Genomic DNA, 16932 nt, shown 5'->3' with positions numbered 1-16932 from the left:
GCAAGGAGAACCGATGAATCCGCACCACGAAGGTGGAACGGGGACCGCCCGCGCGGCGGCACCCGCTTCCGTACGACCTCGCTTCCTGCGCCGGTCGCTGGTCGCCGGCGCGCTGGCGACCGGGCTCGTGGCGGCCGCCGGCCTGCCCGCGATCGCCGACGACGCCGCCACGACAACCAGCCTCACCCTCACGGCCACGGTGGACGGAACCAACGCGGTTCTGGGGGACGGCTTCCAGGGGTTCTCGGTGGAGTCCGCGGACTTCGCCCACGGCTACCTGACCCGGGAGCGGATGGCCGAGCGGCTGCGGACGCTCGGCCCCCAGGGCGTCATCCGGCTCGGCGGCTACTCCATGGACCTGGTGTGGCCCGCGTTCGGCACATGGACCGACGCGCCGGCCCCGCCCGAGGCGATCGGCGGCACGGTCGACCAGAGCGATCTGGACCACCTCAAGGAGCTGCTGGACGCCACGGGTTGGAAGGTGACCCTCGGCGCGCCGCTCAAGAAGATCATCGACCCTTCCAAGATCAAGAACCCCACCCGGGATCCGTCACCCGCCGTCAGCCTGGACCAGGTGGTGGCCGAGGTGACGGCCGCGTACCGGACGCTCGGCGACGACCTGCTGGGCGTGGAGCTCGGCAACGAGTACGACAACGTCACCACCCTGACCGACGCGGAGATGTGGGAGACGGCGAAGCAGTACCGGGCCGCCATCGACCAGGCGCTGCCGCACGCCGGCCTGAAGATCGTCGGGCCCTCGGCCAACACCGCGAAGACCAACACCCACCTGGAGGGGTTCGTGTCCGCCGCGCTGGCCGACGGATCCACCCAGCCGCAGCAGGTGCTGGCCGAGCTGTCCTCGCACTGGTACCCGTGGAGCCACTGCGGCTCCTCCACGGTGACCGTCGACCAGCTGATGTCCCCGCTCACGTACACGAACACCCGCAACAAGCTGGCCGGCATCACGGCCGTCGACGATCAGCTGCACGGCACGATCCCGATGACCATCAACGAGTCGAACACCGCCTCGTGCAGCGGGATGCCGGGGGTCAGCAACTCGTACGCCACCGCGCTCTGGTCGCTGGACTACCTCCTGCAGACCGCCCAGAGCGGCGTCGACAGGCTGCAGTTCCACACCAACACCACCGGCGTCTGCGGCGACTTCAAGCCCCGTGACTCCGCCGACTACCCGATCTCCTACCGCTACTACGGCGCGTTCTGCGCGACCGACCAGGCGGCACTCGACGCGGACCAGCTGTCCGCGAACCCGCTCTACTACGGCATCTGGGCGTTCCGCCAGGTGCCGCAGGGCCGGTTCGTCGATCTCGACCTCGCCGACGAGCACCTGGACAAGCTCCGCGCCTACGCCGTCAAGGGGAACGCCGACACGCTGACCGTGGTGCTCATCAACGTCCAGGACCCGGCCCGGGTGGGGAGCACCAACGATGCGGTGACGGTGAACCTGCCTTCCGCGTACCACACCGGGAGCCAGGTGACGCTGCGGAGCACCGCACCGGAGGGGTTCGCATCGCTGGACGCCGGTCAGATCTCGCTGGGCGGCCAGACCGTGTCGCCCGCCGGCGTAGCCAGCGGCACCCCGCAGGCCGCCGCCGTTCCGGTCGACCAGCGGTCGGCGACGGTGACCGTCGCGCCGGGAACCGCGCAGATCCTCACCTTCTCGTAACCGGGCAGGGACCGGTCCCGCTCGGGCGGGACCGGCCCCCGTACTGGATCCTGTGCCCGACGGAGCCCTGGGAGCGTGCGATGACCACGGAACACAGCAGGCGGAACGTCCTTCGGTGGGCGGCGGTCACGGGCGCCGCCGGAGCCCTGACGCCCCTGGTCGGCGGCCGGGCGTACGCCGATCCGACCCCCAACGGGAACCCCTGGGCCCGCGCCCAGTACATCAGCGCCAAGGTACGGCGGCCCCGCTTCCCGGACCGCTGGTTCGACATCACCCGCTTCGGCGCGGCGGGTGACGGCGCCACGGACTGCACGGCCGCCATCCGGCGGGCCGTCGAAGCGTGCCACGCCGCCGGTGGCGGGCACGTGCTGGTGCCGGCCGGACGTTTCCTGACCGGCCCAATCCACCTGCTCAGCAACGTCGACCTGCACGTCACCGCCGACGCCGTGGTGCTGTTCAGCCAGAACCCGGCCGACTACCTGCCCGCCGTGCTGACCCGGTTCGAAGGGGTCGAGCTCTACAACTACTCGCCGCTGATCTACGCGTACGGGCAGGAGAACATCGCCGTCACCGGCGCCGGGGTGCTGGACGGCCAGGCGGACAACGCGCACTGGTGGCCGTGGAAGGGCAAAACGGAGTACGGCTGGAAGCCCGGCGACCCCAAGCAGGACGACGCCCGCGCACGGCTGTTCGCGATGGCCGAGCAGGGGGTGCCGGTCGAGCAGCGGGTCTTCGGCGAGGGGGACTACCTGCGGTCGTCGTTCATCGAGCCGTACCGGTGCCGCAACGTGCTCATCGAGGGCGTCACGATCGTCCGCTCCCCGATGTGGGAGATCCACCCGACGCTGTCGACGAACGTCCTCGTCCAGGGCGTCACGGTCGACTCGCATGGCCCGAACAACGACGGTTGCGACCCGGAGTCCAGCCGGCTGGTCGTCATCCGGGACTGCACCTTCGACACCGGCGACGACTGCATCGCCATCAAGTCCGGGCGCAACGCCGACGGGCGCCGGGTCGCCGTACCCAGCGAGGACATCCTGATCGAGGGTTGCCTGATGCGCGACGGCCACGGTGGCGTGACCATCGGCAGCGAGATGTCCGGCGGCGTGCGCAACGTCTTCGTACGCGACTGCGCGATGTCCAGCCCCAACCTGGACATCGCGCTGCGGTTCAAGACCAACTCGGTCCGCGGCGGGTTCATCACCGGCTTCCACGCCCGCGACATCCGCATCGGCGAGGTCGCCAGCGCAGTGATCGACATCAACTTCTACTACGAGGAGGGGCCCGGGTACGGGTTCAACCCCGTCGTGGGTAACATCGGCGTCCAAGATCTCACCGTGCGCTCGGCCGGTCGGGCCCTCAACCTCCGCGGCTACGCGGACGCGCACATCCACGGGGTGACCCTCACCGACGTCGACTTCGGGACGACCAGCCGGCCCGACGTGGTCGAGAACGTGGACGACCTCGTGTTGCGCAACGTGCTGGAGAACGGCGCACCGCTCGAACCGACCACGGCATGACGGCGGCCGCCGCTCGGCGCGGCCGGTGCCGAGCGGCGGCTCAGGCGCTGCTCACCAGTCCGCGCGCCGCCCGGACCTGGTCGACCGACCGGCGCAGCGCCGCGACGATCCGCGCCTCGGTGTCGATCCCGATCCGGGCCACCGGCACGGAGAGGCTGATCGCATCGGCTGCCGGTGACCGCAGGGGCACGGCCATCGCGACGCAGACGATGCCCTCGGTGCTCTCCTCGCGGTCCACCGCGTAGCCGCGCTCACGGATGGTGGCAAGTTCGGCGTGCAGCGCCTCCGGTGTGGTGACCGTGTGACGGGTCAGGGCCGGCAGTGGCCAGGCCAGCAACGCGTCGACCTCCTCGTCGGCGCGCTCGGCGAGCAGCACCTTGCCGAGGGCGGTGGCGTGGGCGGGCAGGTGCCGGCCGATGGCGCTGTAGAGCCGCAGGGGGTGCACGGACTCACGCTTGGCGAGGTAGACGACATGCGGCCCGTCGAGCCGCCCGAGGTGAACCGTCTCGCCGAACTGCCGGGACAGGTCGTCGAGCACCGCGCCGAGCAGCCCCATGGCGTCGTCCGCGGTGAGGTAGGCGGCGCCGACCTGCAGTGCGCGGATGCCCAGCCCGAACCGGGTGCCGGTCAGGTCGCTCTCCACCCAGCCGCGCTGGGCGAGGGTGCGCAGGATGCCGTGCAGGCTGCTCTTCGGAATGTCGAGGGCGCGGGCCAGGTCGACAAGGGAACGCCGGTGCGGCGAGGCGGCGAGTGCTTCGAGCACCTCCAGCGTCCGGCCGGCGGACTTCACCGGGAGGAAACCGTCGGGCGAGGTCATGGCGGCCACTGTAGCGGGGTTGACAGGGTGATGGACGCCGATAGGGTCAAGTATGTGACTAGCGTTCATCCTTCTGAACCATCTGATCTGACGGCCGGCGGCGTGGTCGCGGCAGTGGGAGCCGGTCGGATCCTGCCCGTGGTCGTGCTCGACGACGCCCGCGACGCCGCCCCGCTGGCCGCGGCACTCGCCGAGGGGGGACTGCGCAGCGTCGAGGTCACCTTCCGCACGGCCGCCGCCGCCGAGGCGATCGGGGCCATGTCGGAGCGGCCCGACCTGCTCGTCGGCGCCGGCACGGTAGTGAACCCGGCCCAGGTCGACCGGGCGGTCGAGGCCGGCGCGCGGTTCGTCGTCAGCCCCGGCTTCGGGCCGGCCGTTGTCCGGCACTGCCAGCAGCTCGGGGTGCCGGTCTTTCCCGGCGTCACCAGCCCCACCGAGATCATGATGGCGCTGGACGCGGGGCTCGACACGGTCAAGTTCTTCCCCGCCGAGCAGCTCGGCGGCCTCGGGATGATCAAGGCGCTGGCCGCGCCGTTCCGCTCGGTGCGGTTCATCCCGACCGGCGGGGTGAACACCGACAACCTCACCGCGTACCTGGCGCACCCGGCGGTGCTTGCGGTCGGCGGCACCTGGATGGTCGCCCCGGACCTGATCGCCGCGGGCCGCTGGGACGAGGTCACCCGCCGTACGTCGGCCGCGGTGGCGGCCGCCCGTCCCGCGTCGGAGGCGTGAGATGCTGCGGATCCGTCCCGCCGACGACTGTCGGTACGACCTCGTCTCCCTCGGCGAGATCATGCTGCGCCTCGACCCGGGTGAGGGGCGGGTGCGCACCACCCGCAGCTTCCAGGTCTGGGAGGGCGGCGGCGAGTACAACGTCGCTCGGGGCCTGCGCCGCTGCTTCGGGCTACGCACCGCCGTGGTCACCGCCTTCGCCGACAACGAGGTGGGGCGCCTGCTCGAGGACCTGGTCCTGCAGGGCGGTGTGGACACGTCGTTCATCACCTGGATGCCGTACGACGGGACCGGCCGCACGGTGCGCAACGGCCTCAACTTCACGGAGCGGGGCTTCGGCATACGCGGCGCTGTCGGCACGTCCGATCGGGGCCACACCGCCGCGAGCCAACTGCGTCCCGAGGACGTCGACTGGGACCGCCTCTTCGGCACCCTGGGGGTGCGCTGGCTGCACACCGGCGGCATCTACGCCGCCCTGTCCGCCACGACCCCCGACACCATTGAGGCGGCGATGCAGGCCGCCCGCCGGCACGGCACCGTCATCTCGTACGACCTGAACTACCGGCCCAGCCTCTGGCAGGCCATCGGCGGCCAGGCGCGGGCACGGGAGGTCAACCGGCGACTCGCCCGCTACGTCGACGTGATGATCGGCAACGAGGAGGACTTCACCGCGTCGCTGGGTTTCGAGGTGCCCGACACCGACGCCTCGCTGTCCCACCTCGAGGTGGCCAACTTCGAGCGGATGATCCAGGCGGTCACCAAGGAGTACGACAACTTCGCCGTGGTGGCCACCACCCTGCGTACGGTCCACAGTGCGACGGTCAACGACTGGGGCGCGGTCGCCTGGTCGGCGGAGAGCGGTTTCGTCCAGGCCACCCACCGGGCCCGCTTGGAGATCCTCGACCGGGTGGGCGGCGGCGACAGCTTCGCCTCCGGGCTGATCTACGGGCTGCTGACCACCGGTGATCTCGGCGCGGCGGTAGAGTACGGCGCGGCACACGGCGCATTGGCCATGACCACCCCCGGCGACACCTCGATGGCCAACTTGAAGGAGGTCGAGGCGCTCGTCCGTGGTGGCGGTGCCCGCGTCCAGCGGTAGCCGAAAGCCTCGGGCGGTTCAGTCCGCTCTTCACGGCATGGATGAGGTCCCGCGACCGTTTCGGTCGCGGGACCCTACCTACGTCACCAGGTCGTGGGCTTGCCCTTCTGGAATAGCCACACGTCGAAGAAGGCATCGAGATTCTGCCCGGATTCCCGCTCGGCAAGGGCGATGAAGTCGGCCGTTGCGGCGTGGCTGTACCGGTGGCTGGCCGCCCACTCGCGCAGGATGCGGAAGAAGGTAGCGTCGCCGACCTTGCCCCGCAACGCGTGCAGGGTCATCGCCCCCCGGTTGTACGGGATGTTGCTGAACATGTCCTCGGGACCGGGATCGGCGAGGACGATCTGCCAGAACGACGACGACGCGGCCCGACCGTAGTTGCTGCTGCCGTTGAAGGTCTGGCTGACCGACGCGCCGCCGTTGTACTCGGTGTACATCCACTGGGCGTAGGTGGCGAAGCCCTCGTTGAGCCAGATGTCCGACCACCGTTGCGGGGAGACGGAGTCGCCGTACCACTGGTGGGCCAGCTCGTGCGCCATCGTGCCGACGCTCGCCGCGCTGGAGAAGATCGGCTTGGTCTGGGTCTCGAGGGCGTAGCCCACGTCGGGGGCCCGGTCGATGATCGCGCCGGTCGAGGCGAACGGGTACGGGCCGAACTTCGAGGAGAAGAAGTCGATCATCTTTGGGATCTGCGCGACCGCGGCGGCGGAGCCGGCGACCTGCCGCGGGTCGATCGCGACGTACACGGGGATCCCGCTCGCCGTGGTCGACTCGGTGACCACGAAGTTGCCGATGGTGATCGTCGCCAGGTAGGTGGCCATCGGCTCGGTCGAGTCCCAGGTGAAGGTGGTCCAGCCGTCCCGGGTCTCCTTGGCCAGGAGCTGGCCGTTGCCGACGGCGGTGAGCCCCTCCGGCACCTTCGCGGTGAACCGGAAGGTGGCCTTGTCGGTCGGGTGGTCGTTGGTGGGCAGCCAGGCCGGCGTGCCCTGCGGCTCCCCGACGACGAAGGCGCCGTCGTCGGTGGGCACCCAGCCTTCAATGGACCCGTCCGGGTCGGTGATCGGACCCGGTACGCCGGCGTACCTCACCACCACGGTGAAGGTCTGCCCGGTCTTGAGCTTCGGGCGGGGCGTGACGACCAGTTCCTGGCCGTCTCGGGTGAAGTCGTCAGCGTGCCCGTTGACCGTCAGCGACGAGATCTCCGGACCGCGGAAATCCAGGTTGAACCGGTCGAGATCCTGCGTGGCGATCGCGGTGATGGTGGCGGTGGCGGCCATGAACCGGGTGGCCGGGTCGTAGGAGAAGTTGAAGTCGTAGTGCTGGACGTCGTATCCGCCGTTGCCCTCGTCCGGGAAGTACGGGTCGCCAACGGTCGCTGCACCAGCCGAGTAGCGAGGGACTCCGGGGTTGCCAGGTGCCGCGCCGGCCGTGTCCGGTGCCACCATCGACCCGATCGTCACCAAAGCAAGCGTGGCCAGCGCGGGACCGCGCAAGCGTGGGATTGTCATGTGAATCCTCTCCTTTGGACCGCCCGGGCGCCCCCTGGCCGCCAGACGTGTACGCCCAATCCACCCGCACTGCACGGGGCATCGTCAAGGTCTCCAGGCCAACCCGCCGCAGCGGGGCGCGAGTATCGGCGGTCAACTGGTCAGCCGGACGAACTTCTCCCAGAGGCCGATGGCGGCGCGGTTGGCGATCAGCGGCCGGGTACCGGCCTGTTCCGCGGTCACGTACCGGTTGTTCGCGTTGGCCAGGAGGCTGACCGTGCCGTCGGTGTTGGTGATGATGCGGAACTTCTCCCAGGACCCCACCGCGGTGCGGTTGGCGATCAGCGGTGAGGCGCCGGCGTTCTCCGCCGTGACGTACCGGCCGTTGACGCGGGCGCGGAACGCCACGAACCCGCCCCCCTCATCGATCTGGTCGAACTGCTGCGATGTACCGGCCATGGTCCCGTTGGCGATCAGAGCTGAGGCGCCGCCGTTGTCCGCCGTGACGTACCGGAGGTTCACGTTGGCGAGCAGGTTGACAGAGACCGGCGGTGTGACGACACGGAACTTCTCCCAGGGGCCGACGGCGGTGCGGTTGGCGATCAGCGGCCGGGTACCGGCCTGTTCCGCGGTCACGTACCGGTTGTTCGCGTTGGCCAGGAGGCTGACCGTGCCGTCGGTGTTGGTGATGATGCGGAACTTCTCCCAGGACCCCACCGCGGTGCGGTTGGCGATCAGCGGCGAGGCGCCGGCGTTCTCCGCCGTGACGTACCGGCCGTTGACCCGGGCGCGGAACGCCACGAACCCACCGCCCGCATCGATCTGGTCGAACTGCTCCCAGGGACCGATGACGGTGCGGTTGGCGATCAAGGCCGAGGCACCGGCGTTCTCCGCGGTCACGTAATGGTTGTTGATGGTCGCCAGCAGGCTGGTCGCGGGGCCGCCGAGCAGTCGGGCCAGGGCCGCGTAGTCGCCCTTGAAGACGTCCAGATCGGGCGTGGAGAAGTCGGAGCCGGCGATGGGAGCGCCCGCGGCGTGCTGCCAGACGGTGAAAGACGACCAGCCGGCCGGCAACGGCGGCGGGTTCTGCGAATAGTTGGCGATGAACAGCGGGTTCGCCGCGAAGCTCTGGCTGCTGCCCGTGCAGGGATTCCACCAGTTCGTGTTGGTGTAGATCATGGCCTGCCGACCGGTGCGTACCGCGATCTCGGTGACGAAGTCCCGGACCCAGGCCACCAGTTGGGCGGGTGTCATGTTGTAGCAGTCGTTCAGGCTCCAATCGGTTCGGGGCCACTCGATGTCCAGCATCGGCGGAAGGCTGCGTCCATCGGCGACGTAGGGGGCGAAGCCGAGCAGGACGTCCGCCTGCTGCTTGCCGCTGCTGAGGTCGGGGCGGGCTCGGTGGTACGCCCCGGTGTACAGGCCGTTGGCCCGGGCGCCGGCATAGTTGGTGGCGTAGAAGGGATCAGGATTGTTGTGCGGCACCGCTCGGCCGTCCTGCTCGCTGACCCGGATATAGGCGAACTTCGCGCCGCCCCGGGCTGCCGCGGCCCAGTCGAGCGACGGCCCCTGGAAGTAGGACACGTCAACGCCGGTGATCGAGTATCCGCTCGGGGTCGGCAGTGCCTCGGCCGGCGAGGCGCCGCCGACCAGCCCCACGAACCCCAACGCTGCACCCAGCAGCACAGCCAGACCTCTGCGTACCATGGCTCGCCTCCAGACACCAGCCAAGGCGCTACGCCGCGTCCGTACAGAGCGTAAGCGCGTTACGGGACGCGCAGGTATGGGTCACATGTCCATAGCTGTCGCTCGTCTGGCCGGGCTGGCATGTTTCGGCTGCGGGCTGACGATCTGCCGCGAGCTGCGCATTCGATCGTGTTCGTCGACGCGTGCTAGTCCTCGAAGTCGAACGCGAAGGTGCCCGCCTCGATGCGGTCGATGAGCTGGCTGACATCGTCGGCTTGCCGGATCGCGCTTTCCCATCCGCTGCTGGTGATGTCGACCAGCAGCACCGGTGCAGGGTCGCTGCGCAGGTCGAGCACGAGTTGTTCGCGGGAGCCGTCACCGCCGATGATCGCGACACCCGGGTGCGCCTCGGTGGCTTCGTCCCATGCGTCATGCAGATCGATCATTTCGCGTGGCGAGTTGAGGCAGACGTAGGCTCCGCTGGGCATCCAGCCTCGCCGGAACCACGACTCACCTTGGAGATAGGTTCGCCACGCGGCAGGCAGAGCTCGGCACAGGGCCTTGTCGGCGTCGGTGAACTCCTGGTCGTTCACTGGGCCGCGGTACTCGGCTTCCTCGATGATCGCGCCGACGAGGTGGGCGTTGAGATCGGCGAGATCCTCAGCGGGGATCCAGTACTCCAGCACATCGCGGCCACCGGCCTGGTGAACGTCGTAGCGGTCCAGGTATGACCGCTGCACGTCGAACCGGGTTACGTAGCCGACACCCTCGGCGGGGACGTTCCACTCGCGGGCGATCTTCGTGGCGTACCAGCGGTTGAGCACGGGGTAGAAGATCGGCTGGTCCGGCAGGCGTGGTGGCCAAGCCCGCCACCCCGACGCCGCCACGAGATCGAGTTCGGCTCGCCCGGTGGGCCGCCACAGGGTGATCGTGTCGGAGTTGTCGATCGTCTTCTCCTCGCCAATCGCCATTGTCCTGCGCTCCTGGTGGGCCACGCGTCCAATCTTCTGGTGGCTATCGGTGCCGAGCGCTGCCGTTGCCGGGCCAGGGAGGTCGGTCGTCTACTGGACGACTCTCGTGTCTCCGCGCCTCACGTCCATGAGGTACGCGAGCACATCGGCAGCGCGAGGCAGCAGGATCGGAGGGTCGGCTTGTCGCATGGCAAGAATCGCAGCCAAAGCTCCACAGGCCAGCGCCGAACGATCGCCCGCTGTGTGGTGGTGGGAAGGGACTCCCAGGTCGCCCTGGCAGCGCAGAGGGAGCAGGGCACGTTGACGTGTTCTGGCAGACCGACCGCACATCGTCGGCCGCAGCCTGGGCACTGGTAGTCAATCACGCCGCGATTGTCAGCTCTGACGTGCCTTCCCGCTAGCCGGATTTGATGCGGGCAGGCACTGAGTCCCCGTGTGCCACCTGCTCATGGTTGAGAGTGGTCGGTAGCCCACAGACAGCATCCCAAGTGGCAGGTAGTGCGAAGGGCTGCCGCTGATGTGGTCACCGCTCCGGCCGCACCGCGAGTGGCCGGAGCGGTGGAGCCGTGTGCCCGGGATGGTCGCTCGAGTTGTACTGGCGCAGGACGTTGGTCAACCTGGTGAAGGGCGGTTTGCCGCTGATCGCGGTGTGCAGCCGGTGATGATTGTGTTGATGCAGTCAGGCGGGTAGTGCGTTGCGGCGGGCGGCTTCGGATGAGTAGAACCGGCCGAAGGCCTAGCCGTCGGTCAGGGTCCGGTGGAAGCATCCGACCTTGCCGTTGGGCCGGGACCGGTAGGGGCGGGGCTTCTTCGGGGTGTTGCCGAGTTCGGTGCAGGCGTCTCGCCAGGCGTAGGACTTGTAGGCGGAGCTTGTCTGTCAGCGCGCGGTGCACGGCCATCTCTGGCCGCGAACCAGGCGACCGCACGGCGATGGCGGTGGCGGCTCTCGTCGCGCAGATTTCGGCGTAGGCAACGGGAGAGCGGTCGTCGATGACGGCGTGCATGAACGCGGTCCCCGATTTGCCGTTGCCAGATTTGGTTGCGGGCGCCGGTGTGGCGGCGGTGGCCTCACGGTGGTGTTTGCCCTGGGCCCGGCCGGCATCGCGCCACCCGCAGCCGTCGGGGATTCGGCCGAGTTACGCGTCTACGCCGGGTCAGCCGACCTGCTGGTTGTCCTTCAGCGCACCCCACCCGTGCCAGCGGTCGATCTCGATCAGAGCGCTGACCCTCCGGCGGTCGCGCCGTGGATACGCCCCGCCGTTGTAGTGCTGGGAGAGCCGGTCGATGTCCGCCAGGTCCTCGTCGTCACGGATTTCGACGACGCGCCCGAGAATGGTGACGTGGGTGTACCAGGCTTGCTCATCCAGCACCGTCAGGGTGACCCGAGGGTCGTTGCGGAGATGGCTCAGCCGGCGGCGACCCTCGTCCATGTTCACCATGATCCGGCCGTCGTCCCACAGATACCAGGTGGCCGCGGAGACCGGCTGACCATCCGGTCGGAGCGTGGCGATGACGGCGGGGTTCGGCTTCCGGAGCATGGTGATCGCAGGTTCGGGCAGCGGCGGCTTCGACATGTTGTCCTCCTCGCGACAGCGTCACCCCGCAATGTACGGAACCGCCAGGCCGATCGGGTCGGTTATGGTTTGGCCGCCGCCCGCGCCGCCGACTAGCTTTGGCTGCCCAACGGCGCGGTCTCCGCACCATGGCCAGCCTGTTTTCTCGTTCACCAGGGTGGGCCCGCGCTCGACATGCCGGCGGTGCTCGGGCTGCTGGAGGAGCCGCACCGCGGCACGCAATCACCACGACTGGCCTCGTTTGCCGGCCTGAACCGGCACCTGATCGCGCTACAGAACATCGTCTGGAAGGAAAAACCGTGCCGACCTACCGCCATCCGGGCACCGTCATCACTGACCACAGCTTCCGGGTACCGCTCGACTCCAGGAACCCTGCCGGTGAGCAGATCGAGGTGTACGCCCGCGCGGTCGTGGCCGCCGGCCGGGAGCGGGAGTCGCTGCCTTGGCTGCTGTTCCTGCAGGGCGGCCCGGGCGGCCGGTCACCGCGTCCGGTGGGACGTGACGGCTGGCTGGACCGGGCGTTGGATGAGTACCGGGTGCTGCTGTTGGACCAGCGGGGCACCGGCCGTTCCACGCCAGCCGATCGTCACACGCTGCCGCTGCGCGGTGACGCGGCAGCGCAGGCCCGGTACCTGGCGCACTTCCGGGCCGACTCGATCGTCCGGGACTGCGAGCTGATCCGCCGGGAACTCCTTGGTGAGGCCGGGCGGTGGAGCGTGCTGGGCCAGAGCTACGGCGGCTTCTGTGCCCTCACCTACCTGTCGTACGCGCCCGAGGGCATCCGCGAGGCCTTCGTGACCGGGGGCCTCGCCGGTCTTCGCAGCACGCCCGAGGCCGTCTACCGGGCCGCGTATCCTCGTGTGCAGCGCAAGGTCGAGGCGCACTACGCCCGCTACCCGGAGGACGTCGAAACCGTCCGTGCCGTGGTGCGGCACCTGCGGGAGCAGGAGGTACGGCTGCCCGGTGGCGGGCTGCTGACCGCCGAGGCGTTCCAGGCGCTGGGCACCATGCTGGGCACCGGCGCCGGTTCGCACTCCCTGCACTACCTGCTCGAGGACAGCTTCCTGCCCGGGGCGCCTGGCCGCCAGCTCTGCGACTCCTTCCTCGCCCAGGTCGAGAGCCACCTGTCGTTCGCCAGTCGCCCGCTCTACGCTGTCCTGCACGAGTCGATCTACGGTCAGCGGTCGGTGTCCCCGCTCGGTACCGGATGGGCGGCCCAGTCGGTACGCGCGGAGTTCCCGCAGTTCGACGTCGACCGGGCACTGGCTGACGGCGCCCCGGTGCTGCTGACCGGTGAGATGATCTATCCGTGGATGTTCTCCACCGACCCGGCGCTGGCCCCGCTGGCCGAGGTGGCTGAGCTGCTCGCCCGGCAGGAGGACTGGCCCGACCTCTACGACCCGGGGCAACTGGCGCGCAGCCACATCCCCGTGGCCGCGGCCGTCTATCACGACGACATGTACGTCGACACCGACGAATCGATTGCCACGGCCCGCTCGGTGCGCGGCCTGCGTACCTGGGTCACCAACGAGTACGAGCACGACGGCCTCCGAGTCAGCGAAGGCAAGGTCCTCGGCCGGCTGATCCGGCTCGTCCGCGGTGAACTGTGAGGCCTCCCTGCGGTAGGGGACGGCTCGTCGCAGTGTGCGCAGCGCAGGTCGACACTGCTGAACTGGTATCGAGCAGGGGCCTTGCACTGCTGAATACGTTCCCCGTCGTCCTGATCGTGGTCACCAAGGGGCGGTCTCATCCTTCTCCTGGCTCCGGTGCGCCCCAGCCGTCGGGAACGGACAGTCCGGCGAACCGCCGGGCCATGATGGCGGCGCCGATCTGTGCAGCCTGCGGACCGAAGGCGGAGCGCAGCACCGGGGGCGGAGTCCGCCAAGCGAGGGCCGCGCGCAGGGCGTCGCGTACCGGGTCGAAGAACAGCGCGCCCGCGTCCGCCAGCCCACCGCCGAGAACGATGCGGGCGGGGTCGAGGGTCAGGGTGAGGGTGGCCAGGGCGATCCCCAGCGCCTGGGTCGCGTCGTTCCAGACGGCGGCGGCGACCGGATCGGTAGCCACCGCGTCGGCGATGGCCCGGCTGTCCGAGCCCGGGGTTCCGCCGAGTCGGGCATAGCGGCGGGCCAGCCCGCCGGCGGAGGCGTAGACCTCCAGGCATCCCCGCTGCCCGCAACTGCACGGCTCCCCGCCGGGGTAAACCGGCATGTGGCCGACCTCGCCGGCCGAGCCGGTCGCGCCCGGCACCGGCTCGCCGTGCACCACCACCGCCGCGGCGATGCCGGTGCCCAGCGGCAGCAGCAGGAAGTTGTCCAGCCCACGGGCCGCCCCGGCCACCGCCTCGGCGACGCCGGCCGCCCGCGCGTCGTGCCCGACCGCCACCGGGAGCCCGAGGTCGTCCCCGACGAGCGCGCGGAGCGGCACGTTGCGGAACCGGAGGTTGGCGGCGTAGCGCACCACCCCGTTCGTCTCGTCGACGAGGCCCGGCGTGACCACGCCGATCGCGGCGGGTGTGGCGCCGAGATCGACCGCGTCGTCACGCAGTCGGAGGCACAGGGACCGGACCGCCTTGACCGGGTCGTCGTCCGCGTGCGACGGCACGGTCAGCGTGTGCCGGCGCCGGCCGTCCTCGCCGACCACGGCCCCCTTGATGGTGGTTCCGCCGACGTCGACGGCGAGGACGCAATGGTCTTCGGGCTGGGTCACGCGATCACCCGGTCACCACGGCGAGGTCCGCGGTGAAGTCGCGGTCCAGGGGGAACATCGGTCGCACCACGTTCTGGTACGGCAGCCGCGCGAGGTCCTGGTCGACGCCGCCGGGCGTCAGGGCGAGCAGCCAGTCTCCGGCCGCGTCGAACAGTTCGGGTTCGAGATAGCCGATCTTCACCACGACGAGATCCATCTCGTCGACCTTGATGCCCAGCCGTGCGTAGGAGTCCAGCAGGCGGTACTGCATCCGGCGGGAGGTGACGAAGACGCTGAGCCCGCCGACCCGTACGCTGACGCACCGCCCGCCGTCGGGATCGTCGGCGACCGCCTCGAGGATCCCGTCGAGCGGGAGCGGCCCCGGGTCCCGGGAGTCGATCCGCCCGCCGACGGTCACCCGGACCGGCGAGCCGAGCGGCTGGTCGGCGATCTGCGCCACGGCCTGCGGGTCGACCAGCGAGGCGAACACGGCACGACGGGAGCCGTCGCGGATCTCGGGGCGGGCCAGCATCCGTTGCGGGGCGAAGGTGACGTCGTCGGCGCCGCCGGCGCCCGGGTTGTCGCCGGAGTCGCTGATGAAGAACGGTCGCCGGGCCGGATCGGCGACCGCGGCCAGGGCGGTGTCGAGGCACTCGTCCATCGAGCCGGTGGGGGCGACGAAGGCGAACTTCTCGCGGGCCGCCCAGAAGTGCCCGCCGAGCTCGCGGGCCGCCTCGGTGGTGGCCGTGGCGTCGGTGCCCGTGACGACGACCGCGCCCCGGCAGCGCGGCTGGTCGGCCCAGGCGAACCCGATCCAGATCGCGGCGTCGACGACGCCGTCCCGGGCCTCGACCTCGGGGATGCGCGCGTAGAGTCCCCGGGCCGGCTCCTCGCGGGTGCTGGTCATCTCACCCGGCAGCAGGATCGGCACGTGGACCAGCGCCTTGTGCGGGCGCTGCTGCCGGCGCAGCGCCTCGACCAGGTTCCGGGCGGCGCGCTCACGGGTCTCCCACACGTCGACGTGCGGGGCGGTGCGGTAGCAGGTGAGCAGGTCGCAGGCGTCGAAGAGCACCTGCGAGACGTTGCCGTGCAGGTCCATCGCCGCGGAGACGAACGGCTCCGGCCCGATCACCGACCGGATGGCGGTGACGAGGCCGCCCTCCGCGTCGTCGCGTCCGACGACGGTCATCGCGCCGTGGATGTCCAGCAGCATGCCGTCCAGGGGGCCGGCCGCACCCAGCTTCTCCACCATCTCGGTGGCCCAGACCTCGTACGTCGCGGGGTCCACCGCCCCGCCGGGCAGGGCCCGGGCGTGCACGAGCGGGATCCACTCGATGTCGGCGGCCCACGGCTGGGCGGGGGAGAGCCAGTCGTATCGCGCCAGCAGCGCATCGCCCCGGGTGACCTCGAAGTCGTCGGCGGTGCTCAGGTGTGCCGAGAACGTACTGGACTCGATGTGGATGCCGCCGATGGCGACGCGGAGGGGACGGGGCACGGGTGTTGCTCCTCAGGAGGGTCGTACGTCGGTCGTCGTGCGCAGCAGGTGCCCGAGGCCGACCAGGGCCGCATCCGGGCCCGCGACGCTGGCTTCGATGGTCAGGGACTGGGTCATGGACGGTAGGCAGCGCTCGTAGAGCATCCCCCGGGTCGCGGCCACGTAGACGTCGAGGCTGGACAGCGCGCCGCCGATGACGACGGCGTCGGGGTTGAGGAAGTTGACCAGGCCGGAGAGGGCGACGCCGAGCTGCCGGCCGGCGTGGCGCACCATGGTCACCACGGTCGGGTCGGCGTCGCTGACCGCTGAGACGATCTCCCGGATCGTGGTCGCCGACGAGCCCTGCTCGACCAGTTGGCGGGCCAGGGCGGCGCCGCTGGCGACGGTCTCCAGGCAGCCCCGGCTGCCACAGGAACACTCCCGCTCGCCGCTGTCCGCCACGCGGACGTGGGTGACGTCCCCGCTGAGGCCGCGCCCGCCCCGGTAGATCTGACCGCCGCTGACCAGACAGGCTCCGATGCCGGTACCGGCCTTGACGTAGATCATGTCGCCGAACTCGTCTCTCCGGGTGACGTACTCGCCGATCGCCGCCGCCTTGGCGTCGTTGTCGACGACCACCGGCACCGGGAAGCGCTCGGCGAGGCGGGCCCCCGCGTCGACGCCGCTCCAGCCGGGCATCCGGGCCGGGCCGACCAGCCGCCCACCGGGGAACTCGACCGGGCCCGGTAGGGCCACGCCGACCCCGAGCAACTCCTGGCCGGGTGCGGTCGCCGCCTGGAGCCGGTCGAACGTCGCCCCGACGACCTCGAACACCTCGGCCGGCCCGGCGGCGATGTCGATGGCCACCTCCTCGGTGGTGCGCAGCCCTCCGTCGGGCGCGCACAACCCCACCCGGGCGTGCCTGCCGCCCAGCTCCGCGACGGCGAGGATCCCCTTGGTCTCCCGCAGGCGCAGGATCCGGGGGCGTCGTCCGCCGGTGGACCGACCCACCCCCTCCTCCAGGATGACGCCCTCCTCCAGCAGCCGGCGTACCACGCTCGTGACGGTGGAGGGGGCGACCTGCAACGCCTCGATGAGGTCGGCGCGCGAGGTGACCGTGCCGCTGGCCAGCAGGCTCAGGGTCTGGTCTCGCAGCGTGGCGGAGATCGATGGTTCCAAGGGTGCCTCTCCTTGTTCGGGCGG

12 protein-coding genes and 1 pseudogene are annotated in these 16932 nt (G+C 70.4%); 5 read left to right on the top strand and 8 right to left on the bottom strand.

Annotated features, from left to right (window positions below):
* Positions 1–13 precede the first annotated feature (13 nt).
* Together AB0F68_RS29605 and AB0F68_RS29600 are read left to right on the top strand one after the other, a co-directional pair.
* Positions 14–1684, top strand: coding sequence for a glycosyl hydrolase family 79 C-terminal domain-containing protein (locus AB0F68_RS29605; protein WP_357344161.1), 1671 nt, complete (start codon positions 14–16; stop codon positions 1682–1684).
* A gap of 80 nt (positions 1685–1764) precedes the next feature.
* On the top strand, positions 1765–3204 hold the full coding sequence (locus tag AB0F68_RS29600; protein ID WP_357344159.1) for a glycosyl hydrolase family 28 protein: 1440 nt from the start codon (positions 1765–1767) through the stop codon (positions 3202–3204).
* Positions 3205–3244: 40 nt separating this feature from the next.
* Here the strand turns inward: AB0F68_RS29600 and AB0F68_RS29595 are convergent, their stop codons facing one another.
* Positions 3245–4021, bottom strand: coding sequence for an IclR family transcriptional regulator (locus tag AB0F68_RS29595; protein WP_357344157.1), 777 nt, complete (start codon positions 4019–4021; stop codon positions 3245–3247).
* Positions 4022–4051: 30 nt separating this feature from the next.
* Here AB0F68_RS29595 and eda point away from each other — a divergent pair, with 30 nt between their 5' ends.
* Both eda and AB0F68_RS29585 read left to right on the top strand, forming a co-directional pair.
* The gene (gene eda / locus AB0F68_RS29590) at positions 4052–4753 is read left to right on the top strand and encodes a bifunctional 4-hydroxy-2-oxoglutarate aldolase/2-dehydro-3-deoxy-phosphogluconate aldolase (RefSeq protein WP_357344155.1); all 702 of its coding nucleotides are present in this window, start codon (positions 4052–4054) and stop codon (positions 4751–4753) included.
* A gap of 1 nt (position 4754) precedes the next feature.
* Positions 4755–5852 (top strand): sugar kinase, encoded by a 1098-nt coding sequence (locus AB0F68_RS29585; protein ID WP_357344153.1) that lies wholly within the window; start codon positions 4755–4757, stop codon positions 5850–5852.
* 83 nt (positions 5853–5935) lie between these two features.
* On the opposite strand, the gene AB0F68_RS29580 is transcribed toward AB0F68_RS29585, so the two are convergent.
* The 4 genes and pseudogenes from AB0F68_RS29580 to AB0F68_RS29565 all read right to left on the bottom strand — a co-directional run bounded on the left by AB0F68_RS29580 (position 5936) and on the right by AB0F68_RS29565 (position 11570).
* On the bottom strand, positions 5936–7360 hold the full coding sequence (locus AB0F68_RS29580; protein ID WP_357344151.1) for a M1 family metallopeptidase: 1425 nt from the start codon (positions 7358–7360) through the stop codon (positions 5936–5938).
* A gap of 132 nt (positions 7361–7492) precedes the next feature.
* Positions 7493–9025, bottom strand: a complete 1533-nt coding sequence (locus AB0F68_RS29575) for a GH25 family lysozyme (RefSeq protein WP_357344149.1) — start codon at positions 9023–9025, stop codon at positions 7493–7495.
* 620 nt (positions 9026–9645) lie between these two features.
* Positions 9646–9996: pseudogene (locus tag AB0F68_RS29570) on the bottom strand (ADP-ribosylation/crystallin J1); the annotation flags it as partial.
* A 1154-nt stretch (positions 9997–11150) separates the two neighbouring features.
* Positions 11151–11570 (bottom strand): PPOX class F420-dependent oxidoreductase, encoded by a 420-nt coding sequence (locus AB0F68_RS29565; protein WP_357344147.1) that lies wholly within the window; start codon positions 11568–11570, stop codon positions 11151–11153.
* 299 nt (positions 11571–11869) lie between these two features.
* On the opposite strand from AB0F68_RS29565, the gene AB0F68_RS29560 reads away from it, so the two are divergent.
* Positions 11870–13180: an alpha/beta fold hydrolase gene (locus AB0F68_RS29560; protein ID WP_357344145.1), complete on the top strand. Its 1311-nt coding sequence runs from the start codon at positions 11870–11872 to the stop codon at positions 13178–13180.
* A 136-nt stretch (positions 13181–13316) separates the two neighbouring features.
* Here the strand turns inward: AB0F68_RS29560 and AB0F68_RS29555 are convergent, their stop codons facing one another.
* The 3 genes from AB0F68_RS29555 to AB0F68_RS29545 are packed head-to-tail and all read right to left on the bottom strand — an operon-like array spanning position 13317 to position 16908.
* Positions 13317–14276: an ROK family protein gene (locus tag AB0F68_RS29555; protein WP_357344144.1), complete on the bottom strand. Its 960-nt coding sequence runs from the start codon at positions 14274–14276 to the stop codon at positions 13317–13319.
* Between the two features lie 4 nt (positions 14277–14280).
* A complete protein-coding gene (locus AB0F68_RS29550; RefSeq protein ID WP_357344142.1) occupies positions 14281–15750 on the bottom strand; it encodes a M81 family metallopeptidase in 1470 nt (489 codons plus the stop codon).
* A gap of 12 nt (positions 15751–15762) precedes the next feature.
* Positions 15763–16908 carry an ROK family transcriptional regulator gene (locus tag AB0F68_RS29545; protein ID WP_357344140.1) on the bottom strand — a complete coding sequence of 382 codons (1146 nt, stop codon included), beginning with the start codon at positions 16906–16908 and terminating at the stop codon, positions 15763–15765.
* Positions 16909–16932 lie beyond the last annotated feature (24 nt).

Origin of the sequence: Micromonospora sp. NPDC023966 (assembly GCF_040639095.1) — a bacterium.
Lineage (GTDB): Bacteria > Actinomycetota > Actinomycetes > Mycobacteriales > Micromonosporaceae > Micromonospora.
Note: the sequence above shows the minus strand (reverse complement) of the source record. Positions and strands in the feature narration are given on the sequence as shown.